The 25,821-nt window shown below is 67.7% G+C and carries 22 protein-coding genes and 1 pseudogene; 3 read left to right on the forward strand and 20 right to left on the reverse strand.

What is annotated here, in order from left to right; genetic code table 11:
* The 12 genes and pseudogenes from PCS43_RS32060 to PCS43_RS32115 form a co-directional block, all read right to left on the reverse strand.
* Window positions 1-315: pseudogene (locus tag PCS43_RS32060) on the reverse strand (hypothetical protein); the annotation flags it as partial.
* Window positions 312-587, reverse strand: a complete 276-nt coding sequence (locus PCS43_RS32065) for a hypothetical protein (RefSeq protein ID WP_161121767.1) — start codon at window positions 585-587, stop codon at window positions 312-314. The gene PCS43_RS32065 and the pseudogene PCS43_RS32060, both read right to left, overlap by 4 nt.
* Window positions 584-2,572 (reverse strand): cutinase family protein, encoded by a 1,989-nt coding sequence (locus PCS43_RS32070; RefSeq protein WP_161121766.1) that lies wholly within the window; start codon window positions 2,570-2,572, stop codon window positions 584-586. The genes PCS43_RS32065 and PCS43_RS32070 overlap by 4 nt, the downstream gene beginning before the upstream one ends.
* A 205-nt stretch (window positions 2,573-2,777) precedes the next feature.
* Complete coding sequence (locus tag PCS43_RS32075) at window positions 2,778-3,572, reverse strand: hypothetical protein (protein ID WP_161121765.1); 795 nt, start codon at window positions 3,570-3,572, stop codon at window positions 2,778-2,780.
* The gene (locus PCS43_RS32080) at window positions 3,573-5,237 is read right to left on the reverse strand and encodes a hypothetical protein (RefSeq protein WP_245219881.1); all 1,665 of its coding nucleotides are present in this window, start codon (window positions 5,235-5,237) and stop codon (window positions 3,573-3,575) included.
* Window positions 5,237-6,367: a DUF2637 domain-containing protein gene (locus PCS43_RS32085; RefSeq protein ID WP_161121764.1), complete on the reverse strand. Its 1,131-nt coding sequence runs from the start codon at window positions 6,365-6,367 to the stop codon at window positions 5,237-5,239. The genes PCS43_RS32080 and PCS43_RS32085 overlap by 1 nt, the downstream gene beginning before the upstream one ends.
* 187 nt (window positions 6,368-6,554) lie before the next feature.
* Window positions 6,555-6,959, reverse strand: a complete 405-nt coding sequence (locus PCS43_RS32090) for a hypothetical protein (protein ID WP_245219883.1) — start codon at window positions 6,957-6,959, stop codon at window positions 6,555-6,557.
* On the reverse strand, window positions 6,959-7,747 hold the full coding sequence (locus tag PCS43_RS32095) for a ParA family protein (RefSeq protein WP_161121763.1): 789 nt from the start codon (window positions 7,745-7,747) through the stop codon (window positions 6,959-6,961). The genes PCS43_RS32090 and PCS43_RS32095 overlap by 1 nt, the downstream gene beginning before the upstream one ends.
* 532 nt (window positions 7,748-8,279) lie before the next feature.
* Window positions 8,280-8,969: a hypothetical protein gene (locus tag PCS43_RS32100; RefSeq protein WP_245219885.1), complete on the reverse strand. Its 690-nt coding sequence runs from the start codon at window positions 8,967-8,969 to the stop codon at window positions 8,280-8,282.
* A gap of 99 nt (window positions 8,970-9,068) precedes the next feature.
* Complete coding sequence (locus PCS43_RS32105) at window positions 9,069-10,556, reverse strand: hypothetical protein (RefSeq protein ID WP_161121762.1); 1,488 nt, start codon at window positions 10,554-10,556, stop codon at window positions 9,069-9,071.
* A gap of 350 nt (window positions 10,557-10,906) precedes the next feature.
* Entirely contained in the window at window positions 10,907-11,299 is a 393-nt protein-coding gene (locus PCS43_RS32110) for a hypothetical protein (RefSeq protein ID WP_202427402.1), read from the reverse strand.
* Window positions 11,296-11,988, reverse strand: a complete 693-nt coding sequence (locus PCS43_RS32115; protein ID WP_161121774.1) for a hypothetical protein — start codon at window positions 11,986-11,988, stop codon at window positions 11,296-11,298. Before PCS43_RS32115 ends, PCS43_RS32110 begins: the two co-directional genes overlap by 4 nt.
* A gap of 378 nt (window positions 11,989-12,366) precedes the next feature.
* On the opposite strand from PCS43_RS32115, the gene PCS43_RS32120 reads away from it, so the two are divergent.
* The 3 genes from PCS43_RS32120 (at window position 12,367) to fabG (ending at window position 14,823) form a co-directional block, all read left to right on the forward strand.
* Entirely contained in the window at window positions 12,367-12,798 is a 432-nt protein-coding gene (locus tag PCS43_RS32120; protein WP_161121773.1) for a helix-turn-helix transcriptional regulator, read from the forward strand.
* Between the two features lie 340 nt (window positions 12,799-13,138).
* Window positions 13,139-14,074 carry a hypothetical protein gene (locus PCS43_RS32125; RefSeq protein WP_161121761.1) on the forward strand — a complete coding sequence of 312 codons (936 nt, stop codon included), beginning with the start codon at window positions 13,139-13,141 and terminating at the stop codon, window positions 14,072-14,074.
* 50 nt (window positions 14,075-14,124) lie between these two features.
* The gene (gene fabG, locus PCS43_RS32130) at window positions 14,125-14,823 is read left to right on the forward strand and encodes a 3-oxoacyl-ACP reductase FabG (RefSeq protein ID WP_161121760.1); all 699 of its coding nucleotides are present in this window, start codon (window positions 14,125-14,127) and stop codon (window positions 14,821-14,823) included.
* 188 nt (window positions 14,824-15,011) lie between these two features.
* On the opposite strand, the gene PCS43_RS32135 is transcribed toward fabG, so the two are convergent.
* From PCS43_RS32135 to PCS43_RS32170, 8 genes are all read right to left on the reverse strand, one after another.
* Window positions 15,012-15,605 (reverse strand): hypothetical protein, encoded by a 594-nt coding sequence (locus PCS43_RS32135; RefSeq protein WP_161121759.1) that lies wholly within the window; start codon window positions 15,603-15,605, stop codon window positions 15,012-15,014.
* Between the two features lie 14 nt (window positions 15,606-15,619).
* Window positions 15,620-16,201 (reverse strand): hypothetical protein, encoded by a 582-nt coding sequence (locus PCS43_RS32140; protein ID WP_161121758.1) that lies wholly within the window; start codon window positions 16,199-16,201, stop codon window positions 15,620-15,622.
* Between the two features lie 231 nt (window positions 16,202-16,432).
* On the reverse strand, window positions 16,433-18,016 hold the full coding sequence (locus PCS43_RS32145) for a peptidoglycan DD-metalloendopeptidase family protein (RefSeq protein WP_161121757.1): 1,584 nt from the start codon (window positions 18,014-18,016) through the stop codon (window positions 16,433-16,435).
* Window positions 18,013-18,858, reverse strand: a complete 846-nt coding sequence (locus PCS43_RS32150) for a hypothetical protein (RefSeq protein WP_161121756.1) — start codon at window positions 18,856-18,858, stop codon at window positions 18,013-18,015. Before PCS43_RS32150 ends, PCS43_RS32145 begins: the two co-directional genes overlap by 4 nt.
* Window positions 18,858-20,924 (reverse strand): hypothetical protein, encoded by a 2,067-nt coding sequence (locus PCS43_RS32155; RefSeq protein WP_202427400.1) that lies wholly within the window; start codon window positions 20,922-20,924, stop codon window positions 18,858-18,860. The genes PCS43_RS32150 and PCS43_RS32155 overlap by 1 nt, the downstream gene beginning before the upstream one ends.
* A gap of 65 nt (window positions 20,925-20,989) precedes the next feature.
* Entirely contained in the window at window positions 20,990-24,037 is a 3,048-nt protein-coding gene (locus tag PCS43_RS32160; protein ID WP_202427399.1) for an ATP-binding protein, read from the reverse strand.
* Window positions 24,034-24,432, reverse strand: coding sequence for a hypothetical protein (locus tag PCS43_RS32165; RefSeq protein WP_161121755.1), 399 nt, complete (start codon window positions 24,430-24,432; stop codon window positions 24,034-24,036). Before PCS43_RS32165 ends, PCS43_RS32160 begins: the two co-directional genes overlap by 4 nt.
* Window positions 24,433-24,477: 45 nt before the next feature.
* Window positions 24,478-24,786 carry a hypothetical protein gene (locus PCS43_RS32170; RefSeq protein ID WP_161121754.1) on the reverse strand — a complete coding sequence of 103 codons (309 nt, stop codon included), beginning with the start codon at window positions 24,784-24,786 and terminating at the stop codon, window positions 24,478-24,480.
* Window positions 24,787-25,821: the final 1,035 nt, after the last annotated feature.

Raw genomic sequence — 25,821 nt, forward strand, 5'->3', positions numbered from 1 at the left:
CCGCAAGCTACCGACCCACATCGACCCCACCCCTTCAGACCTGCACCATTCGGCATTTAGTTCAGTCAACGGGGCCTTGCCCTTGGTGCAGTCCCGTTCGTAGCCGGGCACCTTCGGGAGCTTGTCGACGACGGTCAGCTCCGCGATCAGCTCGTCGATCTCCAGGACGGGCACCGCCGGGTCGAGTGATGCCGGTGTGGTCACCGGAGACGCGGCAGCGGTGCGGAAGGAATCAGCTTCGGTGACCGCGAAGGCACCGAGCGGCACCAGGACCGCGGCGGCGGCGGCGAGGACGCCTCGAATGGGCGTGATCATCGCAGCCCCTCCCCTGCTGCAACGGCCGGCAAAGACTGCACGGCTTGGTTGCGCAGCAGGTTTCGGTCGATCGCACCGCTGCTCAGCGCGTCCGGGCGGTGGCCGAGGTGGAACAGGCCCTTGGCGTGAGGGCAGGGGTAGACGGACATGCCCTTCTCGCCGGGGTGACGTTTGCGGACGGTCTTGGCGTCGCTGCGGGAGTGGTAGCCGCGGTGTCTGCACCTGTCGCACCAGGTCCAACGGGCGGCGGGGTTGTGGGCTTTCGGGCTCATGCAGCGCGTCCGATCTGGAGGTTCAGCCAGTCCGAGAGCCACTGAATGGCGCTGCGGCCGGCGTTGTCGACGACGAGGGCGTTGTAGTTGGTGTGGGCGCCGGAGGTGAAGAAGTTGGCGGCGGAGAGCCCTTCACCGACCAGCGAGACGAGGTCTTCGGCGCCTTGGGACTGGGACAGCTTGGTCAGCGAGTTCGACAGCTTCGGCAGGTCCAGGTTCTCGGCCTGGGTCGTGATGCTGGTCGAGATGGCGTTCGTCTGCTTGCCGAGCAGCTCGGGCGAGGACTTGGTGGCTTTGCCGGAGAGCATGTTCATCGCCACGGACGCGAGATCGAGACCGACCGGGACGAGGCCGGTCATGGCCGCGCCCGCGCCGAGCGGATCGGGAAGCTGTCCGGGAGGAGGCAGCAGCTTCTCGACGGCGGCCCAGGCGATTTCCTGGATCTGGCCGACGATGTTGGCGAGCCGGATGACATCGACGTTCGCCAGGATCGACGCCACGAGAGCGGCAATCTGGGTTCCGCCAGAGGGATCGGGGATGACCGCGAGCACCTGCGAAGCCCACTTCAGGTCCACGGCCGCGGCCATCTTCACCAACGGGGCGAACTGGTTGTTGAGCTGGCCGGCGATCTCGTGTGCACCGCGCGCGTCGAGCGCCGCGACCTTCTGCGGCAACAGTGCCAGGTTGTTGAGGATCCCCGGCATGTCGAGCGAGGTCACACCCGTGGCCACGTTGAGGACCTGGTTGACCACCACGGTCGGCTTGAGCACCGACAGCACGCTGGTGGCCGAGGTGAGGGCATCGGCGGGGGTCGATGCGATCGGGGCGACCTGGCCGCCCAGGAGGTCGGCGGCCTTCGACAGCGTCTGCACCTCCGCCGAGGTTGCCGGCAGCTCGAGTGCGTCACCGCCGGTCAGCTTGTTCGCTGTACCCGCGAGCTTCGTGGCGGTGTCCAGCGCGCTGGTGAGGTCGGACTGCCCTGCGTTGGTGAGGACTTCGGAGGCGGCATGCTCGGCGGTTCCGGCGGGAGCGGCGGCGAGCTGGCCGTTCGCGGCCGGGTTCGCGGCACCGGAGTCGATCAGATCCGCGAGCGGTGCGAGGGTCTGCGCGATCGACGTCGCGGTGGAGGCGATTTGCTTGATGTCGACGGACGGCTGCGCGAGCTGTTGACCGAGGGCGGCGACGTTCGACCCCAGTGCGGGCAGATCGGCGTCGGCAAAGTTCGATGTCAGCGCGTCGGCGAGCTGACTGTTTCCGCCTGTCGTTGCGTCCGTGGTTGCCCCGCTGGGGCTCTTGCTCAGGATCGAACCGAGGGAGCCGAGCAGCGGGCTCGCGCCCTTCTCGATCGAGCAGTACAGGTCGCCCGGGTCGCAGATCGTGGCCACGCGGCCCGACAGTGTCCCCATCCCCTGCGGCCGCGGGTCCGCGATGCCCTGACCGGAGGTTCGGGGGCCGACGACCGCCGAGCCCTTCGTGCCGGTGCCCGGGTCGGCGAGGAGACCGACGGCGAGCACTCGACTCGCATCGACGGGGCCCTTGTCGTTGCCGATGTTCGCGGCCACGTCACCAGCGGCGTCGGCGCCCTGCGAGTAGCCGATGATGGTGAACTTCGTTCTGGGGCACGAGTCCCCGACCTTCTCGAGCACCGTCTCTGCCTTGGTGACGGCGTCGGCCTTGCTGTCTGCGTAGGTGTGTCCGTTGTCGAACGCCCGAGCCATGTACGGCAGCGTGTAGACCTCGGCCTGGCGGCCATGCTCGGCCTTCAGGGCGTCCGCGACGGGCTTGAGCATGCCGACCGGCACGCTGGAGTCGGCGTTCTCGCTGGTCTCCCAGGTGCCCGGGATGAACAGGTTGAACGTCGCGGCGCAGCTCGTCGGGGCGGAGTTGGCGATCGCGGGTGCGGTGAGCAGAGACGCGCTACCAGTGACGGCCGCGGCAGCGAGCAGCGCGACCGGGCGGCAGGTTCTCGATCGTCTGACTGGCATTGGCACCTCGATTACCGGAAGGGACACAGGCGTCTAACCGTCACCTATTTCGGTGTTGTGCCTCAACGGGGTGTCCCCCTGATTTCGGGCCGGTCGACAGGCACTGACCAGCGGAAACAGGATTCCGGAATCGGGTTGTCGCGATGGACACGACGAGGGCCGCCCGCCCCCGGTCGTGCGGGGTCGAGCGGCCCTCGTGGGGTGATTAGTGCCAGGTGACGTCGAGCTTGTCGATGGCGTCGAAGTGGAATCCGAACTGGTTGCCGTAGTGGTCGAACCCCTTGTTCTCGGGGTAGTCCATCGTGGCGTGGCGTTCGAGGATCGCCACGACGCGGGCTTGGTCGTCGTCGGCCAGGGCGGCGGCCAGAGCCTGGGACTCCTCGGCGCTGAACGGGGTGTCGGAGTTCGCGAAGTCCAGTGTGCGGGTGCGGAAGTCGTACCCGGTTTCGTCGCCGTTGCGGACGTGCACGCGGCCGGTGACCTGGATGGTGGCGATCTTCGATGTCCCGTCGGGCTTGAGCACCCCGGCCTTCTGCATGGTGTCCTTCGCCTTCGCGGCCTTGAGCTTGGACTTCGCGTCGTTGCGCAACTCGTTGGTCTCGCCCGACTGGTACCGCCGCACCGACGACGGGCTGCGGCCGATCTTTTTCGCGACCGCGTTGACGCCGCCGAGTCGTTCGATCGCGGCGCGGCGCTGCGCCAGCTCGGTGATCTCGGGGCTGGGGATGCGGCCCTGCTGCGCCCAGCGGCGCAGCGTCCGGTCGGACGGCGGCGTCTTCCCGGCGTCGATCGCGGCCTGTCGCAATCCGTCGTTGCCGATCTCGCCACGCAACTGCTTGACCGACACCTTCGAGGTCAGACCGGACAGACCGCTACTGGTCTCCTGGGACTTCGCCACGCCGGCGGCCGCGGCGGAAGCGACCTTGACCTTCATGCCGTCGAGCCCGGTCGTCTTCTGCGGCATCGACTTCGACCGCGGCTTGGGCAGGTGCAGTGCCATCTACTCCCCCTCCTCGTCGGTGTCGGTGTCGGTGTCGTAGGCCGCGGCGATCGCGAGCCGGATCTCGTGGGGGGTCTCGGCGAGCAGGAACGACAGGATCCCCTCGGTGGTCAGTTCGACGTGCTTCTCCAGGGTCATCTTGCCCAGGGCGTCGCTGTCGTCGGCGATGTTCTCACCGTCGCTGAGCAGGTAGACCCACGAGTCTGTCATGGTGCGGATCGGCCAGCGGCCGGTCTCGCTGGCGATGCGCATCGCGACCCGGCGGCCACGCCACCGGCAGTGCGCCATGATCGCCGCGCGCCACAGCGGCTGGTGGTGGTGCTGCATCCGGGTGGCAGTCCACATGTCGGGGTTGACCATTCGCCCGACGTAGCCCTTGTAGCAGGCCCCGAGGAACCGCTTCATGGCCACATCACCGGACTCGACCGCCACGGCGCGGGCGTCGCGCAGGACCTTGGCCCACTTGTCCAGGGCCCGCCCCTGCTCCTCGTAGACCCACGCCTCGGTCACGGCGAGGTCGTCGACGTCCAGGCCCATGCCGCCGTCGACGATCGGCGCGCACAGCCCTTCCAGGCTGACGGTGGTGATCCAGGTGGTCACCGGCTGGTCCTCGAGCATCGCCGGGTGCGGCAGCGGCAGCTTCTCCGGGAGCGCGTACTGGCCGGCAGCGGGCAGGGTCACGCGCCAGATCCCGAACGCCGGCTTGTCCTCGCGGGCGGCGGCCGCGGCATCGTCACCGAGCAGGTTCCGAGACTTGCCGTAGCCGAGCGAGAGCATCCCGGCCGAGGCCAGGTAGGCGGCGCGCTGGTCGATCGTGACCAGATGCGAGAAGTTGAAGAGGTCATCGGAATCCGGCATCCGGGACCAGCCAGCGGCCGGTTCCAGGTCACCGCGCGGCGCGTCGTCGATCGGCGGGAGCGGCCCCGCGGTGGTGACGACGATGCCCTTTCCGGTCTTGATGCGCTCGCGGCGGATCTTGTCCAGGATCGCGGCGCCGGTGCGCGCGGGTGTCGGTCCGGGCAGGGTGTCGAGGTGCTTGGCGGACCAGGACAAACGGCGGCCCAGCTCGCGGGCGGCCGGCAGGTCGTCGTCGGGCAGGTAGGTGCCGGCGGTCGGGTTGCCAAGGATGCCCATGTCGCCGATCCTGTTGCCCCAACCGAAGTCCTTGTTCCAGTACGTCCACACGTAGGGCTCGAGGATCAGGTCGACCATCTGGGTGGCCTTGCCGATCTGACGGGACAGGTGCACGACGAAACCGGGGTCTCCGCGCAGCTCCCACCCAGCGGCGAGCAGCGGCGCCAGTGTCGCGGTGATCGCTGCGGTCAGCTCGTCGGCGGCGCGCTGGCGGAGCTGTTCGAGGTCGTCGACATCGTCCTCGCTGCCCGGGTCGATCGTCCAGCCGAGAAGCCCGCAGGAGTCGACGCCGACGAACCACACCTGCGCGGTGAGCCCGAGCGGGGTCAGCGCCGCCCACTGAATGAGCTTGTCCAGCTTCTCGATCGAGTCGACCGGTCCGGTCAGCCGGGCGCCGGACGGGCTGTACGTCGCAGCTGCGGTGACGATGATCGCGTGGCCATCGGCATCGTCACTCACGGGCAGCGACTCCCACGGTCGCTGCTCCCCCGCGGATCCGTCAGCGCCGGTGGTCGGTTCGGGAGTGGTCATCAGTTGTTCACCAGCTCTCGAATCTCGTCGAGGTCCTGGTTCTCCTCGAGGTCGGGCAGCGGAGGCATGTCGAATCCGGCAGCGAGCGCCCTCTTCTCTGCACTCCGGTAGCGGCGCATCGCGGTGCTGGGAGCCACCTTCCCGGTCTCCGCTGCGATCGCCGCCCACGACAGGTGCTGCTGGGTGATCTTCATGCGCGCGGTCGCCTTGACGATCTGGTCGAGGTCGGAGTTGTCGATGAAGGCCAGGAGTGCGTCCGTGGTCTGTTCCGGTCCCTCCGACTCGATGGTTGCGGACTGGGGCGCAACGACGTCCGCACCGGTGTCGAGCGGCGCAACGACACCCGGGACGTCCGCAACGTCCAGCGCAATAGCTGCATCACGCGGCGCAAAGGACTGCGCAACGTGCGCAACGTCGTCAGCGGCGGGCATCAGATCGAACGTCTCGACGGACGGGTGAACGGCAGCCTCGGCGAGTTCGTCCGTCTCCGCCTGTCCGGTCATTGCGGCGACGGAGAACAACTCAGGGGCCGGGCCCGTGGGGGCCGGCGCAACTGATGCGGTGACCAGCGCAACGGGTTCCGGCGTTGCATCCTCGGTTGCGATGGCGGAGTTCACGAGCTCGTTGTACTCGGCGTAGGCCGTGCCGATCGCCTTGATGAGGATGCCGATTCCGTGGGTGAACGCCAGGACCAGCAGCGGCGGGATGATGGCGATGAGCGCGGCGCCGGTCGGCGTGAGGGGCGTGGTCCCGATGTCGATGCCGGCTGCCACGTTGCGTGCAGCCTCCTCGGCTGCCTTGTAGGCGTGGTACGCGTTGCCCGCAACGCTGATGCACACCACCGAGACCAGCAGCCAGATGAAGAACCGCTTGCCCATTGCGCTGCCGTTGATCTTGCTCAGGACCACTGCGGCGATCGTTGCGCCGAGGATTGCGCCATCGACGATCGCCGGGAAGATCCAGGCGAGGTCCACCGGCATCCCGCCCTGGTGCGCCAGGTCGCGCAGGACTGCGAACGACAGAACGAAGGCACCGGTGGTGATGCCGATTGCGATGAGGATCGCGAGGACGACGGCGGCGATGAGCCCATAGAGCTGGATGCGTGCCGCGCGGAGATTAAGGTCGGTCATTGATCGGGGTGTTCCTTCCAGGGTTGTCCCGGTCGCAGAGGCCCTGCCGGGTACCGCCGGTGGGGCCTCGTTGCATCCTGACGTCGGAGGGTGCGGTGTTGCGCAATCACGCAACGGAGCAGGTAGAGGCGTTGCAAGCGCTGTTAGTTCCCATATCTGCACCTATAACCCCTATGGCCCATATGGGCTATAGGTTGATGGTCTGAGCAGGCGGCGGGAACGCCTCACCGTTGTTGAAGTCGGCTTCCAGTCGGGCGCACAGCTGGTCGATCGCGGTGCGGATGAACTGCTGCTGACTGGTGATGCCGGTCCGCGGCCGGGTGTGCTCGAGGGTGGCCACCATGCGGTCCTTCAGGTCCTCGGACAGCGACAGCAGGATGTCCGTCGTCGCCGCCTTCCGCTTCCGCTGGGGCATTGCGGGCTGTTGCGCAACGGTCGAGGGCTGTTGCGCAACAGGCTTGGGCGTTGCGACAGGCTGTTGCGGCTGCGCTGCGGGCTTTGCATCGTCGGCCTTCATGGATTGCGCGGCCTGCTCGAACGTGTTGCGGGGACGACGCGGCGCCTGCCGGGCCGGCTCGGGAATGCCACTCATCAGTGAGCCACCTTCTCCAGGATCTCGGTGAATGTCGCGTGGAGGTTGCGGGCCCAGGCCGGCGACTTGGGGTGCTGATCGAATCCCATGCCGACGGTCGTGAGCTTGGAGATGTCGGCGAGCTGCGGGATGGGATCACCGAGAAGTGCGATGCCGTCCTCGGACGCGTACTCCTTCAGGTAGTCGAGGGTCTTGGCGTGATCACCGCGGCGGCCGTCGACACGGTTGACGACGACACCGGCGATCGGGAGCACCTTGTCCATGTACTGGGCGATGTCCTCGATGGCGTCGCGGATCGCGTCGAGGCCGTCGAGTGCGTCCTGCTCGGGCTGCACGACGATCAGGACGTTGTCGGCTGCGTACAGGGCGCTGCGGGAGACAAGGTCGATGGCCGGGCGGCAGTCGATCAGGATGTGGTCGTAGTCGCCGGTGACCTGCTTGAGGGCGCGTGCGAACGCCATCTCTCCCCCAGCCTTGGTGCCGAGCTGGTCGCTGACGGCCTGCAACTCTCCGAAACCGCTGGGCAGAACGTCGATCTCCTCGCGGCGCGCGCGGACGATCGCGTCCCGGGCCGGCAGGTCGATGCTGCGGTCGAGGACGTCGGCGAGCGAACGCGGTGCAGGCTCCGTCGCCGAGTACCCCGTCAGATGCTTGGTCGAGTTGCCCTGCATGTCGGCATCGACCAGCAGGCAGGACTTGCCGCTGGCAGCCGCAGCATGCGCCAAACCGTTGGCGATAGTCGTCTTTCCGACGCCGCCCTTGAGGTTTGCGATCGCGGTAATCGTCATGACCTCTCCTCTCTGTTTCCCATATGGGCACTTATATTAGCTTATATCTCACTACGTCACCAGTGATAGCGCTAGCTGAAATATGGATAGTTGAGAGAAGTTCATGTAACAGAACATGCCCTTACGGAGGGATAGCTAGCGTCACATGGCGTACCCCCATAGATCGCTAGGTCATGTCACCTGCCCTTTGATCCCGGGATGCAAGCACTGCTCCCGGGCGGCCATATCTGCCGCAAGGACGACAGGGACGGCGTTGCATCGCCAGCGCTGCGTTGCGCAACGGCGCAAAGGCGCTGGTAGGGGCGTTGCACTCGCCGCACGGCCCATATCGGTGCCTATAACCCATATGGGCCGCTGAGCGGCGCCGGCTGAACCGGCAGACGCGGCGAGGGGAGAAGTGCGCAACAGCCCGACGCAACAATCGCACCGGTTGCGCAACGCTCGAACTGATTGCGCAACAGCCCGATGCAACGTCCGATCCGGTTGCGCAACGCGGCGACCGCGACCGCAACGGCCCTCTGGCGCGTTGCGTCTACCGACCGTGAGCGGCCTGCTGCGAACGACCCGCAGATCGCGAAGCGTGCAGATTTGCTCGCGCCGGGCCGGTGACCCGGACCCCGCGGCACACCGAGGCCCGCGCCGACTCCGAGAGATGGACGGACGTGGAGTCACCAGCGGTGACTTGGGCGCGGCCGCTCGCGTTGACGCGAGCGGTGTCGTAGGCGGAGATCACCGCGTCGTCCACGGCCAGGGCGGAGGCCCAGTCACAGACACTGACAACGGCGTGATTCCGGGCGTGCACGGTGCACTGGTCGAAGGCGTGCACCGTGGCCCGGGTGTAGGCGTGCACGGTCACGTGGCCGGTGGCCTCGACGAACGAGGTGTCGGTGGCGACGATCTGAGCGTTAGCCGGCAGGGGAGTGGTCAGGTGGATTCGGACGCTCGATGTGCCCGTGATCCGCAATGTCCAGTCCTGGCCGGAACCGACGAGGTCCTTGTCGGTGAGGTCGATGGTCTCCGCCCCGGTGTTGACGACCACCAACTTCGCGCCGTTCTTCAGCCGGTCCCGAATCGAGTCGGCGTTCCGGGACACCTTGGGCTCGTCCTGCGCCAGGCTCACGAGGACGCGGGGGCGTGTGTTCGGTGACTTGCGGGTCCTCACGTGCAACGCTCCGTCCTTCTCGCTCGTCCCTGCCCCCACGGGCCAGCGGCCCGCGTTCATGGCGCACTCGTTCGGAGCCCTGGTTTGCCGTCGTCGGCTGGTGTCACTATCTCAGGAATGCAGTATGACCAGGCATTACGACACGTCCCCGTCAGGTGATCATCCACGCTGAGCCGCGGCGATCTTCAGGGCCGCGGCTTCTTTCCGGGCAGCCTGATCCGCTGCGTACTGCGCACGGATGGCCTGGCGGTGCGCTGTGGAGGCGGGAGGAGCCTGGACCTCGTTGGTCGCCTCGACGACGGAGCGGCGGGCCCTGACAAGCCTGTAGGCGGTCTCAGAGGGAGACTCGGAGGCTCGCTGGCGGTCGCGGATCTGGCGTTCGGTGGGGGACAGCCCGGACCAGTCGAGCTGTCGGATCCGGAAGGCCACCAGTCGCAGCGGCGAGGTCATCGACTCACTCGTAGGCCAGGTCCAGCCTCGGGTGGTGCCGTCGAGGGTGAGGGCCTGGGCGATGTCGCGGCCCATCCACCGATCGGTGTCGATCCCAGCCTCGACCAGCAGGTCGCAGATCGAGCCGATGTGTCCGCGTCGCTGACCGGTCAGGTCGTCGATGCCGACGGTGCCACGTAGTGCGGGGATGCGCTCGACCAGCTCGGCAGCCGCTCGCTGAAGTGCCAGGGATCGCACCGGGGTGGTGGTTGTGGAGATTTCCTCGCCCGTGCGCGCTCGCGCGTGCGTCAGGGAGTTGTTCCTAACGGAACAAGAAGAACCAAGAAAACCACTAGGGGATTGGGGTGCGGAACCCTTGGAGCTGCGGGAAGGCGACGAGTCCCGACGAGTTGCGGGGGCGGTGTTCCGGATAGCGCGTGCCGGTCGACGTCGCGGGCGCCGATTCGGCCGGACCTTCTTCTCCGGCATCGGCATAGCGTCGACGGCCCACTGGGGTGCAGACAGAGCCCAGACGCTCGCAGCGCCGCGCTGGGGCCGGAGAGGGGCCTGCCCGTGGATCTGCTCGTGGTGACGGGCCGCGGCCTCCCGCTCGAGTCCGTTGAGCTTCTTTCCTCGGGCCTGCTCGACGCCCAGCTCGAGCATCTTGAGCACCCGGCGGCACCGCTTGATCTGGTCCACGGACAGTCCGGACCGGCTGACGAGGGTGTCCAGGCATGCGGATACACGCCGGCCGGTGGCCGACTCGGCGAACTGGGCGTGCGCGACGCAGCCACGGACGAACGTCTCTGCGGCGATGCCGTGGCGCTTGAGGGCCGCCTGGCCGCGCTCGGTGCGGGTGACGACCCACTCGACCAGCGTCAGCCAGTAGCTGCGGCTGTGCCACGTCAGGACACGCGTCGAGGCGCCGGGAGCGATCGGCAACGAGAACCCGCGCGCGCCGGCGGGCTGGGCTTCCAGCAGTTCGGCGATCGTGGCTTCGGCTTCGATCTCGGCCGGGTCGAGATGTGCTTGTGCCGCCTCGCGCTCGGCGACGGCCGCGACGGCAGCCGCGACGAGCGCCTCCCACTCGTCGTCCGTGAACGGCTGGGGGAGGGCAGAGTCGGTGCCGCTGACCTCGGACGACACGCCGGAGGTCGCGGAAATCTGGACAGTTGAGCTGTTTTCAGGGTGTGCGCTACCCTGAGACGTACCTGTCACGGTAAGTCCCTTCGGGGAAGCAGTAATCGAGTCGCGGAAGCTCCAACTTCCTGAACTCACCCAGAGCGCGATCGTCCTGCCAGACGATCTCCCTCAGCCGGGAAGGATCTTCTTGATCCTTCCGATGGGCCTTCTGATGAAAACCCACCCCCACCTGGGGGCTTGCTCTTTTTTGGGCTAAATCACTGCACTATGGAATTGGTGTCTAGCTGCTGAGGTAACTCGGTCCGGTTACTCAGTCACACGCGTCTCTCCCGTCAATTTGGCCCACTTCAGCACCCCATATCTCACCACGGTCACGGCCACCGATCTCGGAGGCACGCACGCGAGCTGGACCTGGGCGAAGTGGGTCATGCGCGCACTCGGCCTTTTGGCAGGACGATCGACTGCGCGAAGGTGGCGACCTGGTCGATCTGCTCGACCGAGGCCGTGATGGCGCTCCAGACGAGCGCGAGAGCGCGGGTCTGCGCCGTCTCCAGGCCGGTGTGGGCGAGAACCTTGACGGCTCCCCGCTGCTCTGGCGTGGCTGTTCGAGCGGCCGTCGCACGGCACGCCGCAGCTACCTGACCAGCCGCGATCTGCGGGAACGAGGGAATGACCGAGACCAGGCCACACGCCGGGTCCGCGTAGAGATCAGCGAACCAACGCCACCTGTCCACTGCGGGAAAAGCGTCGCTGGCAGGCGGTTCGACAACACCACGCGCGATGGCGTGGAGGAGGTCGTAGCCCGATCGCTGTGTCATGCGGCCACGCCCGGAAAGAGAGCGAGCTGGCTGCCGATCGCGGGGACCGGAGCCGGACGCTGCCGCTGCTGCTGCTTCTTCTTCGCCTTGCCGCGGTAGTTGGCGAAGGCGTCGATGTTCTTGTGGGCGATCTCCTCGCCTTCTGTGGTGAAGAGTCGACCGGCCTGGATCTGCGCCGAGATCTTTTCCCCCGCCACGAGCCGGGCGTCGAGATCTGCGCTGCACTGAGCAAGCAGCGGGCAAAGCGAGCACGCGGCGATCGCTCGCTTCCACGGCGTAGGCGCACTGCCCTGGATGGTCCATCCCTCGCCCTTTCCCGCGCACAGGCCCTGGCCGGCGCGCGGCTGGGTCACATGCGCTCGGCCTCGGACCTCGAGTTCGGCCATGACGCGGCGGCTCGTCGGGCAGGACTGGACCCGGCCGGAGTAGACGAAGCCGCACCGCTGGCACCGTCCCTCGCCTGCGTGCTGGCGAGCCAAGGCGCGCAGATCCGACGTGGTGTAGCTGGCCAGGTGCGGGTTCTGCGCTCGAGACCGGGAGTTGCTGGAGGAAAGCTCCCTCAGAGCGTCCGCGACGGACGGGCACAACGGCTGCTTCTTGGTGTAGACGAACGCGCAGGTCGCGCAGGATGTGCCGTCGTGATTCGGAAGATGGGTGGCCAAGACCTCGCGGTGAGGCCCGTTTGCCACTCGAACATGGCCATCAACCTTCGTGTGGCCAATATCGGGACTGTCCATAGCTAGGCGTACAGCAGTAGCGCCAACTAACGTGTTCATTTGCAGGCTCCATATCTGCAATCGAGATCCAATGGGCGGCCAACCCGTTGGTCTCATGGCTTGACCGGCTGCGGCTAACAGTCGGCTGGCTCAGACGGTCCCCTGGCTGCGGCTAACAGCTGGGGGACCGTTTCGTTCAACTCATGCGATCCACACCCCTTGCGCTGCCGCATCTATAGCTCTATAGATAAGAATATTGGTATGTGCGCATCGTAGCGAGGGGATTGCACAGTGTCTAGCGATGACACCGATAACTTTCCTGGTAAGGCTCAGTCCGTGACGCGAAGAGTGATGCGTGGGTTCCAACCCGACCTGCTCGCAAAGGCGCGAGGCGAGGCGCGCATCTCGCAGCGTGAACTCGCCCGCCTGGCTCGGCTGAATGGCGAGACGGTCCGGCGCTGGGAACTGGGGGACTCGTCGCCCCAGGTGGACATGCTGGCCAGAGTTGTCGCGGTACTCGGCGGAACCATTGCCGACGTCGTCGTGGTGCCCGAGGAGGAGCGGTACCCCGGAGACTGGCGTGTTCTGCGGGGCCTGACGCAGCCGATGCTCGGAGCCGCAGCCGGCATCACCACCGCGATCGTCGGTGGCGTCGAGCGTGGCGAGATTCCCCTGTCGGACAGGGTGGCGACGAAACTCTCCGAAGCGCTGGGCATTTCCGAGGCTGAACTGCGAGCGAGCTACGACCGAGTGCGCAACAGGCCGGCCGGTCAATCCGCGTAGCGCGCGACCATTAATGGTCGACGGGCGCATGGTGTGAGCGGCGCGCATGGGCTGACTCCGATTCCGGGTAGCGGGAAGCAGACCTCACGATTTTCGTGGGCCTTCTGCTTCCAGCCAGGAGACGCTCACCGACCGGCGCGTACACGGAAAGAGAAAACTCCCCCCCCCGAGTGAGAAAGAACATAACCGCGCTAATCAAGCAGAGGCAAGCGTCAAGGCGGGCTCTGTGGCGTGGGACACATAACGGAACCCGGCTGGCCGATTTGCCCCGCCTGTGCTGCGCAGATCCCGTCCTGATGTGGCTTCATAGATGCGGAACAGCTCCAATACGCTGGCTCGCATGACTATTCAGGGGACGTGGATTGCGGTCGACAGAATCGGCACCAACTACGGAGAAGACGTCTTCATTCATTCCGCGGGTGGGGCACGGGTGGCGAGGCCGCTGAACCGCGCGAAGATCGGCCTCGACAAGAAGGGGGAGCAGGTCGTTCGCGCGGTCATCAACGCCGCACTCGAAGGCCGCGAGATCCCGAAGATCGAGGGCCTGCACGTCGAGACCCACCAGGTCGACGCGTCCGACGGAACACCGGTCGGCCTGATCGTCTGGGTCGGAGCGCAGCCGCCCGGGCCGCGCCCGGTCTACAACGCGTGGATTCTCGACATGGCGGTCATGACCACCCGAACGAGCGGCGACAATCCTGCCCTCATCGGTGACGGCCGCGAAGCCAACGAGGAACGCCACGTCCAGTACCTGTTCACCTGGCTCAACCCCGAGGACGCCTGGAACATGGTCGGGGGCTACTACGACGCGCTGACCGGCGACGACGGCCTCCTGATCGACAGCTACTGGAGCCTGCGCCCGCAGGGCACGTGGGTGCACTTCTGGTCGAGCTGCCGACTCCGCGTCGACGAGAACGACGGCCGCACCCTCTACGGCCTGACGATGCAGCTCGAGAAGCGTGACCTGCTCGAGGCGAACATCTCCTCGCTGGTCCGCTACTCCAACGCGACCCTGCTGCTCGTCGAGGCACGCAACAAGATCCCACTCACCACCGTCGGCAAGCTGGCCCCCCTGGGGGAGGGTCGAGTCAGCCAGGTCCTCGACCAGGTCGATCTCGCCGAGCTTGCGAACACCGAGACGCCGGAGGACGGGGAGCAGAAGATCGTGATCGACGGCGTTCCGTTCATCGCGGCGTCGTTCCCGCTGCACTCGTCCCGTGAGAAGCACGGCGATCCGGTGGCGATCATTCTGCTGGTCGAAGAAAAAGACGCCTGAGATCACCCGACCAAACACCGCTCACCAGAATCTATTTGGAGGACCTACCAGTGCGCATTCTCGTAACCGGAGCCAACCGCGGAATCGGAGCCGCCATCGCCACCCAGCTCGTCAAGGAGGGACACACCGTGTGGGGAACCCACCGCGGCTCCTCCGTCCCTGACGGCGTCCACGGAGTCGAGTGCGACGTCACCGACGAGGCGTCCGTCGACGCAGCCTTCAAGCACATCGAGACCGAAGACGGCCCCATCGAGGGCGTGGTCGCCAACGCCGGCATCACCAGCGACACCCTGCTCATGCGCATGAACACCGAGAACTTCTCGCGCGTCATCGACACCAACCTCACCGGCGTCTTCCGTGTCGTCCAGCGCGCCACTCGCAACATGCTCAGGGCCCGCGCCGGCCGCATCGTGATCATCGGCTCGGCCAGCGGAATGTCCGGCTCGGCCGGCCAGGTCAACTACGCCGCCGCCAAGGCCGGCGTGATCGGCATGGCCCGATCCATCGCGCGCGAACTCGGCTCACGCTCGATCACCTGCAACGTCGTCGCCCCGGGATTCACCGAGACCGACATGGCAGTTGCCATCGGCGAGAAGAACATCGAGCTGGCCAAGCAGCACATCCCGATGGGCCGTTTCGGCAAGCCTGAGGAGATCGCCGCCACCGCAGCGTTCCTGTTCAGCCCCAACGCCGGCTACATCACCGGCACCGTCATCAACGTCGACGGAGGAATCGGCATGGGGCACTGATGAATCGAAAAGGGCTGTCTAGCAGGTAAAACGACACGTCCCGCAGATTCCAAAGAAGAAGGCCGGCCTGGCGCTCACCCGTTCGCAACGAACGGCGGAGACACCGGGCCGGCCTTCTTCGTTCTCCACCCGCGACGGCCGCCGCAATAAACGGCCACTGATCAGGTAAGACGACACGTCCCCGGACCCTACTGGGAGTCGCGCAGCTCCTCATATGCGGCCTGCGCCTTGGGAAGCGATGCCGGGTACTCGCCGGCCGCGGTCTCGCCCTTCTTGTAGAAGTGCTCCTTCTCGTTGTAGCCGCGCGGATCCGCGTACTGGACGGCCAGGGCGTACGCGACAGGATCATCCGCGCTGATCGTGACGGTGGCGGCGTTGTCCATGAAGGTGTTCGTCGCGGCCCGGACTACGTCCGCGGAGTCGGCCGGAAGGTTGTAGAACAGCCGCCATCCGTAGATGTCACGAATATCCGTGGCCGGAGGCGACATCCGAAGCCCGGACTGCCACCCGGTTTCGGCTTCGCTGGACACGAGCGCGGCGATCGCCTGTTGCGGTGTGCCTCCGCGCTGCTCGACGGTCTCGACGATCGCACTCGTCGACGTGCGTAGTCGATCGGCGATGAACTCGTCGGTGCCGAACGCGGACTCGGTCGGGGCCGTGGACGTGGACGTCGTCGGCGTGCTGGTGGGTGCACTGGTGGCTTCGTCGTCGCTGCTGCACGCGGTCAGGCCAACGGCGAGCGCAGCCGTGATCAGTGCTGCGGCGATGCTCGTGCGGGTCATGGGTTCTCCCGTGGTCAGTAGCGGATGTCGTCGATGAGCCAGCGGTCGCCCTCGCGAACGACGGTGACCCACACCGTGGTGTCAGGTTTGACCGTATCGGTGCCGGTCTCGGTGACCGCGGTCTGCTTGATGGTGGCCACGCGCTGGACGACCGTGTCGGTGTCCTCTGGGCAACCGGAGCACCCGACGGTGACGTCGGCGATGACCTTGGCCTGGTCCTGCCCCCACTGGGCCCACTGGATGCCCGGGCCTCGCTCGGTGCGTGCGTCGACGTTCATGCGGCCGGCGAGGTTGTCGGTCAGCCAGTTTCGGGCCCGCCCGTAAGCGTCGTTCGGCGTGGCATCGGTGGCCGGGTACCAGGTGAACACCACGGTCAGGCCCTGCCTGGCGGCCTCGTCGGCACCCTGGGCGGCGGGCTGCTCGACCTCGATCTCGGCCTCGGCTGGCGGCGCGACCGGCGTGGTGGTGGACGCACTGGTGGCCGGCGGGACTGCCTCGGTCGACTCCTCGCCGTCGGTCCGTGCGAGGAACGAGTAGGCCAGAACTCCGATGACAGCGACCGCCAGCACCACGATGACGAGTGTTCGAGCCCTCATTGAAACCCCCTCTTGTGCCCAGTGATTGGGCCATTGACCAGCATAAACGACACGTCCCCCAGGAAGGGAATGGGTGGTCGGCAGCATCCGGCCGCCGGGCGGCGGTGACCTCGAGGTCGGGAGGTGCCCCTCGTCGAGCGGTGTGGAGATGACCGAAAACGGCGGGGCGCGAGGAGAACTCCCCGCGCCTCGTCCGAAAACCGCGTATGAACTGCATAGATGACACGTCCCCTACATCACCCGCCGGGCCTTCATCCCGGCCTGAAGGGGCGCTTCCTTGACGACATCGCCGGTGGTGGGGGCGTGGACCATCTGCCCGCCGCCTGCGTAGATCCCCACGTGGCCAGGTCCGTTCGGCCCCCAGCCGCCGAACACCAGGTCACCTGGCTGGGCGCGGTCGATCGGGATCTCGACCCCGACGCTCCACTGCTCCTCGGAGGTGCGGGGGAGTGCGACCTTGCCGGCGCTTGCTGCGTGCACCGCGAACGAGGTCAGGCCGGAACAGTCGAAGCCGCCGTTGGACGGGCCGCCCGTTCCGCCGCCGCCCCACACGTACGGAGTACCGAGGTACTCGCGTGCAGCCGAGACAACCTGGCCACTGTCCCCTGCGGCGTCCGGGATGAACCGGCCCCGAGAGTTCGGGTTCGCGAACGTCGCCCGAGCTGCGGTGATCTTCGCGACGTAGTTCTGCGTCTCGCTGTAGGGCGGTATCCCGCCGTACTTCTGCACGGCACCGCCACCGGCGTTGTACGCGGCCAGCGTCAGCTCGATCGGATCGCCGGGAACCGACGACACCTCCTGGTAGAGCGCGCACATGAAGTGCGCCTGCGACATCACCGCGTCCCCGATCGAGTTCGCGTCCGCCTTGCCATCTCCGTCGTAGTCCTTGCCCCAGGTCGCCCAGGTGCCGGGCATGAACTGCGCCGGCCCCATCGCGCCCGACGGCGAGACGGGGGCGTTGGCCCCGTGGCGGAAGTTGTTCTCCTGCTGGAGCTGCGCGGCGAGCAGTGGGGAGTCGATCTCCGCGCACACGCTGCCCGCGCGACGCAGCCACGGCTCGAACTCCGCCGGCACGGCGGCGAACGCCAGCTCGCCGCCGCCGGCCATCCCGAATCCCGAGCAGTCGGCCGTCGAGCGGGTAGCCGCCACGAGCTGGACGCCGTTGTTGCTCACGTCGATGAACTGGCCGCCGCCACCGCCCTGCTTCTCGATCTCGGGGAGCACGGTCAGCGGGTCGATGGCAGTTCCGCTCTGCAACCGGCCCCCCTCCCAATACTCGAAATGCAGGTGCGGGCCGGTCGATCCGCCGGCGTTGCCGATGTCGGCGATGTGGTCGCCGGCCTTGACCTGCTGGCCCTGCTTGACGCGGATACCGTTCGAGAACATGTGCCCGTAGACCGTCGAGACCGGTTTGCCGTTGACGTTCGAGTCGATGATCACCCAGTTCTCGAATCCGACCCCGGGGCCCTCGCCCGTGGCCCCGGCTGCAACAACTGTGCCGTCGAGTGCGGCGAGGATCGGTGTCCCGACCGGTCCGGCCAGATCGTCACCCTGGTGCTGTGCACCCCACCGCTCACCGAATCCGGAGGTGTAGGTGGTGGTCCCGGGGTTGACCGGCAGGCGGATTGGCCCGGACATCGTCAGTTTCAGATCCTGCGAGATCGACGACGAGCTGCCGTCATCGCCGTCCGTCGAGACGGTCCGGCAGGGATCGCGGGGGATGACCGGCGCACCGACCGAGCACGCGGAGGTGCCGAGAACGACGGACGCAGCGCCGGCCAGCAACAGCGCCCGCCCGGCGCTGCCGCGGTTCACCGTCCACCCGGGATCGGGGTGTCGAGTTCCGGGATCGGAATCGGCCCGGGCACCGGAACCGGATCGCTGGCGCGGTCCCGGGTCGGCGCCGAGGTGGGCTCGTCCAGATCGAACGTGGACTCCTCTGTCGTCGACGCAGCGGCACTCGAGGTGCGCGGCGCCGCAGACGGTTCGGGCGCCACGCTGGTGGTGGGTGCCGAGGTGCGCTCCGCTGCCGGGGAGGCTGGCGGCGCGGCCTTCTCGACCGCGGTCAGATCGAGGGTGGGCAGGGGCGTCTCGACGACCCACCGCTTGCCGCTCGCGCCGCCGGCGTCGGCGACGGTGAGCGTGACCGTCAGGTCCCCGGCCTGCGTCGGGACGGTCACCCGCGCGGTCTTGCCGTCGGCGCCGTCCGTCAGGGTGCTGACCGTCGGGCCGGTGATGACCACCGGCGTACGCGGCCGCGCCGCGATGACGGACTCACCCGGCTTGTCGGTGGTGAAGCGGCCGATCGCGCTCGCCCACTTGCTGTCCGAGGTGGTGGTGTCGACGAACGCGTGCGCGTACGCCATCGCCGTGGCCGGGGCACTCGAGGCCGCCCACACCGCGGTCTTGGCGACGACCAGCGATTCACTGACCTCGTCGAGCTCGTAACTGATCGACTCCGCCGACGGCGGCGGCTCGGTGGCCACCGTGTCGGTTTCCTGGGCCGCTGCCCGGGGCGCCGGGGTCTCCCCGAACACTGCCCCGGCAGCGAACAACACGGCCACCACACCGGCGATCGTGAGCGCCAGGTTGGTGCGCGAGTAGAGCACCCACCGGCGAATCGGTGCGAGAACAGGATTGGGCCCGGACGACGCCATCAGATGTACCGATCCTTCGTGATCGAGCCCGACGGGGCTGCGGAGGTCCACACCTTCGTGGCCGATCCGGACTTCGCCGGCGCACCGGAGCTGGTCGCGGTGGCGTGCGACTTCTGCCGCGGCGCGGGCGTGAAGACCTTCATCGGTGCGATCGCCGACCGGTCACCGCCGTCCCACCGCTGCCCGACACTCGCGCTGAGCAGTTCCTTGCGGGCCTTGCGCTCCTGGACGATGCTCTCGGCCTCGTCCTGGTCGAACCGCTTCCACGCTGCGGCACCGGACTTCACGGCCTGATCTGCATCCTTGCCGTCGATACCGCCCTTGCCGCGGGCCATGTCGCGGCTGGCCACCGCTGCGATCCCCGCGATACGCGCATCACGCTCGGCGCCCGAGCTGGCAGCCTGCCCCATCCGCGCGGCACGGCCGAGGCCCTGCGCCTTGCGGGCATCGGCACGCGACTTGGTGAGGGCCTGCTGACGCTGGTTGTTGAGCGCACGACCCTCGGGGCGGGTCACGGCGTTGCCCTGGCCCTCGGCGACACCGTCAAAGGTGCGTCGGCCGGCGAAACGTCCGGCGGCCTTCTCCGCGATCGCCTGCGCAGGACCACCGACGGCGAGGCTCGCCGCGTCGAACGCCTTGCGCTTGAACGACTTCTTCGCATTGCGGGACTTGCGGTTGACCATGCTCGCCGAGTTCTGCGTGAACGTCTGACTCATCCGCTTGAACGGCCGCATGATCGCCCAGCACACGACCGTCAGCAGGATCATGAACCACAGCCGCCAGGACCCGTCGACGGCGCCGTTGGAGTTGACGTAGAGCTGCACCAGCGCCATCAGGTAGACCGCCACGATGACCGCGCCGGCCACGCCCCACATGTAGGCGGAGGCGAGCATGCGCATCACCCGGGACAGCCAGCCGCCGTAGGCGATCGCGATGGGGATCCAGATCGGCGCGAACAGCACCGCGAACCGGATCGCCATCAGGGCCGTCAGCTTCAGCAGGGACGCCCCGATCCACAGCAGCGACGGCATCGCCAGCTTGAGCATGCCCATGAACCCGATCGAGGTTCGGCCCGAGTCCTTGCCCTGGAACTGGTGGTAGGAGAGCTGGTAGTCGGTTTCGAGCGACGTGACGATGTCGCGGAACTTGTCTGCCTTCTCCTCGGCGAGCGTGGCCTGGGCCTTGGGGTCGTCCTTGACCTCGTGCTGCTGGTCGTAGGTGAACGCCAGCGAATCGCGCAGCTTGGGGCCGAGTTGGGCCTGGTCTGCCGGGTCGTAGTTCTGGCCGAACCAGCCCTTGCGCCAGTCGTCGAGGTAGATCTTGTCGATCAGCACGTTCCGCGGATCGGTGGCACCGCTGGCCAACGAGTCCCCGTTCGGGCCGAACGTCACCGCGAAGATCTCATCCTGCGTGTCGGTGATGAGCGATCCGAAAGTGTCGTCCGCGACCTGGAGCGCCTTCTGCGGAGCACCGACCATCAGCGCGCCGAGCGCGAGACCGGCGGCGGCCATCGCCGTGGTGCGGGTGACTCCGGCCGAGTCCTCCTTCATCGACTTCCACAGCACGATCGCCGCGACGACGACCAATCCGATGCCGACCCACTGGCCGTAGATGCCGCGCAGCCCCTTGCTGATCGAGAAGACGATCTCGTCGAACTTCGCCAGCGCCGGCTCGACTCCCGCCTCTGCGGCAGCCTGGCCCGTCTTGGTCTGGTCGTCGAGCCAGAACGCCGCGGCCGCCATCGACTTGCCGATCGTCATGAACGCATTGCCGAGCGTGGTGTCACCGACCGCGTCGGGAGCCCGAACCAGGTCGGCGCCGCAGCCGAGGTCGTAGGTGTTCCACTTCAGTCCGGCCCACCCGTAGGTCTGGTAGCCGGTCCCCCCGCCGTGCGCCCGATCTGCGCTGGTCGAATCGAAGGTGGTTTCCAGGACCTCGTTGGGGAACTCGGGTTTCGGGACGTCCTTGCAGTCGAAACCGCCGGCAGCGGCCACACCGCCGCCGAGGCCGATCAGGGAAATGGCGGCGAGCATCAGCACCACCAGAACGCGGCTCACAAGCCCCATACGCCGCCCGGAACGGCGAGGGGAGGGGGAACGGTCCTGCGGGGCGCCCTGGCGCCGCTGGGGGCTCACGCGGCACCGCCTCGGGTCGCGCGCGAGTCCAACGCCTCGAACACGTGCGCCAGATGGACGAAGTGCGTCCAGTCCGAGCGGATCAGCTCGATGTCGTCGGCCATCTTCACCACGAACCGGCGCGCCTGGTCGAGGTGTTCGGTGTCGGTGTCCTCGTCGAGGGTGTCCTCGCCTCCGCCACCGAGACCGGCCAGCAGCGACTCGTAGCCCTCGCCGACGGGAAGGTTCAGCAGCTTCAGGGCGCCTTCGATCGCGTGGGCGTTGCCGCCGAGGTCGCCGATGATCACCTCGTACGTCAGCGCGGACTTGTCGTCGGTGCCGTCGACGCCGAGGTAGTCGTCGGGGAGCTGCGAGCAGACGAGTGCACGAACCTTGTACTTGCGGGAGTCGCGCGCGATCCGCAGGTTCAGGGTGCGGCCGGCGCCGGTCTGCTCGAGGTACTTGTTCTCGTCGAGGAACAGCACCTTGCGCTCGTAGCGCGGCAGCTCGTAGACGAGACGGTTCGCCATCCACGCGGCCATGTGCATCAGCGGGCCGGCCATCCGCTGCTGCGGAGTCCACTGCGACGGGTCGGTGCCCTCGGGCGGCAGTTGCAGACCGGGCATGGTCAGCACCGTCAGGCGGATGCCGTCGGCGACGAAGTCGTCCGCATCGCCGGTGGTGCCGCGCTCGGGGAACAGGACTCGGGCCTCGGCCAGATCGGACATCATCGACAGGTCCTGGTGCACGGACCGTGCGCACGAGCGCAGGTCGATGTTCTCGTCGTCGGCACCGATGCGTGCGATGGCGTCGAGGACTTCGCGCAGGTTGTGGTGCCGCTCGCCGCCGACCATGTTCGCTGCCGTCTGGAGCACCGTCTCGGTCCACTCGTGCTCGAGGCGCGCGGGGGTGAGCATCATCTTGAGCACCGAGACCGCCACCGAGATCCGCTCCGCCTGCGCGGCACGCACATCGGCCTCGTACTGCGCCTGCGCCGCCGCGACCGGATCGGAATCCTCGACGTAGTCCGCACCGCTCGGGTCGTACTCCGGATCGCTGCGGCGCGGATCGACAATCACTCGGTACGGGTTCAGCGAGCCGGGCCGCGAGGTGCGCCCGGTCAGCGCCTGGACTTCGGCGATGCCACGGAACTCGGGGAGCTGCGCGAGCTTCTTGAGCGGTCCGGACGGGTCGAGCACCACGCCGTAGGCGCCAGCGCGCACCGCCTGGTAGACGAGCACCCCTGCGAGGAACGTCTTTCCGGATCCAGGAACGGCGACGATCGGGGTCAGGCCGGACTTGTGCTTGGACTCGTGCGCGGCAAACAGGTTCCAGATCGCCGGTCGCGGCGCGATCGAGGCGGTCTGCCCGATGACGACGCCGGTGCGGTCACCGATCCGGTCACCGACCGCAGCCATGCCGGCCGAGAGAGCTTCGACGTTCATCCGCCGGCAGTGCGCGATGTTCGCCAGCGGCTCACCCGGGATGAACTCGCGCAGGAGCTGGTACTGGCCGTGCTCGTGCTCGAGGCGGATCCGCGGCGAGTACATCTCCTGGAGCAGTGCGACCTTCTGCTTCGCCTCCTCCGGCGTCGATCCGACCACGAGCACGCGGTAGAAGCCCTCGGTGCGCACCGACAGCCCGGAGTGGTCCTCTTCGATGTCGGAGATGGCGCGTTGCGCGAGCGCATGCTGCTCGGCCAGCTCCGGGGGCGGCGACTGGTCGTGCTCGATCGTGTAGTGGTCGAACTGGGACTCGATCCGGTCGCTCAGACGGCGCAGGCTGCGCAGGCTCTGGCTCTTGGTCTTGAGCGTGATCCGCTCGGACCACTCCAGCGGTTCGCCCGACGGGTCGCCGATCACCTGCCAGGGCAGCATCTTCTCCGGGATCGGCAGCGGCGCCATCCGACCGACCGTGAGGACGATCGCGTAGCCGGTGTAATCGCGGCCGCCGACCTGCCCGCGCACCGTGGTGTAGCCGTCACCGGGGGTGAGTTCGAGGTTGGTGAGGTCTTCGAGCGCGGCGACGTCGGACTCCTCCCAGTCGCCGCCACCGGAGATCACGCCATCGGCGTCGAGCGGCAGCCCGAGCGATGCCGAGCGCAGCAGCAGGTAGTCCATCTGTGCGGCATTGGCGGGCTTGGCGCCCACGCCCTGCCCGGACAGGTGCCGCTCGATCGTCGCGAGGTGATCGGCGATCGCCTTCTGCTCGTTGAGGAACGCATCACGCGCCCACTTACGAACCAACCGCGCGAACGAGCCGAGCAGCGGGGCGTCGATGACCGGGACCAGCCACTGCCCGACCGTGTCGAGGCCCTGCGCAAGCACCGACCGAGGCGGCAGCTCCACACCCCAGTAGCGACCCTTCTGGGTCGGGTTACCCCACAGCATGGCGTGCTGCTGCCCGCGCAGGTAGTCCGCCCACGACAGGGCGCCGGGCACGTCCAGGATCGGCTCGGCCCACGCGTCATGGTTCTGCGCCCACTGGCGCACCGGCCACGGCGTGCGCACCAGCCGTCGATGCAGCCCGGTCACACCGGATTCGGCGAGGTTCGCCACCACCAGGGCCTCGTTCTGGATGTAGCGGCGCTGCTTGCCGACCGGTCGCATGTTCCACGGGCCCGGCGGCTGCACGAACCACGCCGTCGACTGCCGGCGGGTGCGGGTGACGTTGCCCTCCACGCCGACCAGTTCGAGACGCACCGCCTTGCGCTCACGGTCGTCGCGCTTCTTCGCGGCCTTCACCTGGCGAGTGATCTCGGCATCAGGGGTGGCGTTGCGTCCCCGCCCCCGCCCGCGCCGCTTGCCGGCGGGCTCGGCCTGCTCCGGTGCGGGCTCGGGGACAACGGCCGGCGCGGGCGGCGCGACCCGGCTGTCGGGGACCTGCGACCATGCCAACTCCTGCGGCCGCGGCGCCAGAGGTGGAGTTGCTGCGGCGCCGCGATTGGCTGCCATCGCCGCCGCCCACGACGGCGGCAACGCACCGGGCGGAAGAACGGTCGGCTCCGGCTCGTCGAAGTTCGGGTCGAACAGTGCGGCGATGTCGTTGTCGGACTGCATGGTCATCGGGGCAACTCACCTTCGATCGGCGCGGACGTGGGCGCGCTGCGCTGCGCGCGGATAGTGGCGGGAATGCGAAGCACGACGGTCTGTCCGGGCTTCGGCGGGCGCGGGGCGTTCAGGTCGTTCCATGCGGCCCGCAGCACCGACCGGACCGGTCGATCGGCGTTGACGTACTTGGTCACCTTCGAGGTCAGCACGACGGTGAGAACGACCATCACCGCGAGCGATCGGAAGCCCAGCGGTACGTGCACGATCGCGCGGCTGACGAAGAAGATGGTGCCGAAGATCGCGACCCCGAGTCCGATCGCCGCGTAGCGGATCCGGAACGGGAACGTCCACCCGGTCGGACCGAGGAATTGCCGGTCCACTCGGTGCAGCAGGTCGTCGTTGTCGATCACGGTCGGCTCCCTTCGCGGTTCGGTCGGAGGTCGGGGGTGAGCACGTCAGACCTGGATGCCGATGAGGCCGAGGAGGAAGTTGCCGACACCGGTCGCGGCGCTCTGGCTCTGGGCGATCGAGAACCACGCCAGTCCAACGAGGGACAGGCCGCCGACGGTGACGACCTTCGACAGGTTGCCGCGCATGCCACCCATACCGATGACGCACCCGGCCAGAAGCAAAATTGTGAAGACGATGTTGTCGCCGATCCAGGCACGCAACCCGCCGGTCGACACCTCCGTCGTCTGGGCGAGTACGTCGATGTGAGGGGGAGCGGTCGTCGCCAGTTCGACAACTGCGGAGGTGAGGGACATTGGACTCTCCATCGCGAGATCGGTTGGTGCACCTGAATGTGGATGCACGCGAACGTAAGTCGATGTCCGTTTTCACCTCAACGGGGTGTCAGGGGGGCATGCGCGGTATCGCCACAGGTCCGGGCGCTGCGAGACCCCGAAAGATTCGTTCTCGTGGGGTCGGCGAGTACCGCCGTTTCGGCCTTCTCGTGGCACTGCGGTGCGCGGTGCGCAACGGCGCTGCGCGCAAGCGGATTTCAGGGCGTCGACCGCACGACTGCGAGGGGTGGTCACACGAGCAAGCCGAGCGGTGCGGAAGAAGGCCCGCCGACGGTCGTCGGTCGGTGCGACTTTCGGGGACGGCAGCGCGGCGTTCACAGGCGCTATGGGATGTAGTGCGTATGGGCTCGCATATGGGCGCTAGGGGGCATAGGGGCTATGGGGTGCCATACGCCCACCGGGCGGCGGATATGGGCGGTGCATGGACGCGGTGCACGAGGTGGGTGCGTAGCCGGGGCGGGCGCGGCGATCGCGACCGGGTCACTGCCGGCGGATCGAGGGCACGTGACCGGTGCGGTGGGGAAGTGCTCGAACGAGCGGTGAGAAAGAGCGCCGGATTCGGCGGTGGATTTCGGCGGTGCGATCGAGCGCTCGAAAAAGCGCCTGTCCCACCACCCCCTCCGGGGGTCACTCCCCCCCGGCGTTCCTTGGGGGGGAGTGTAATTCCAAATTGACGCCGCCGCAACCTCTTTCGGAAGCGCCCATGTCGGACGCTATCCGGAGCGCTCGACCAAGCGGAGTGATAGACGCTCCGACCTCGTCCCGCTGACCGCGTGTGGCGGCGCTCGTTTCACCGTCCCATCGCTCGGTGGCGAGGTCCACCCGAACTGTGCCACATGGACGTTCGGAGACGGTCTCCAAGCCGCTCGACGGAGCGGTCGGCGCGGCGAGTGCGAAGCACACCCAACAGCGGTCGGCGGTGCGGTGGTGACGCGCTCGGCCTAGCGCTCGCCGAGGCGGTGGCGGTGCGCTCGGAACAGCGGTCCACAGAGCGGT

Origin of the sequence: Rhodococcus sp. C-2, from assembly GCF_027854095.1 — a bacterium.
GTDB classification, from domain to species: Bacteria; Actinomycetota; Actinomycetes; order Mycobacteriales; family Mycobacteriaceae; genus Rhodococcus_F; species Rhodococcus_F qingshengii.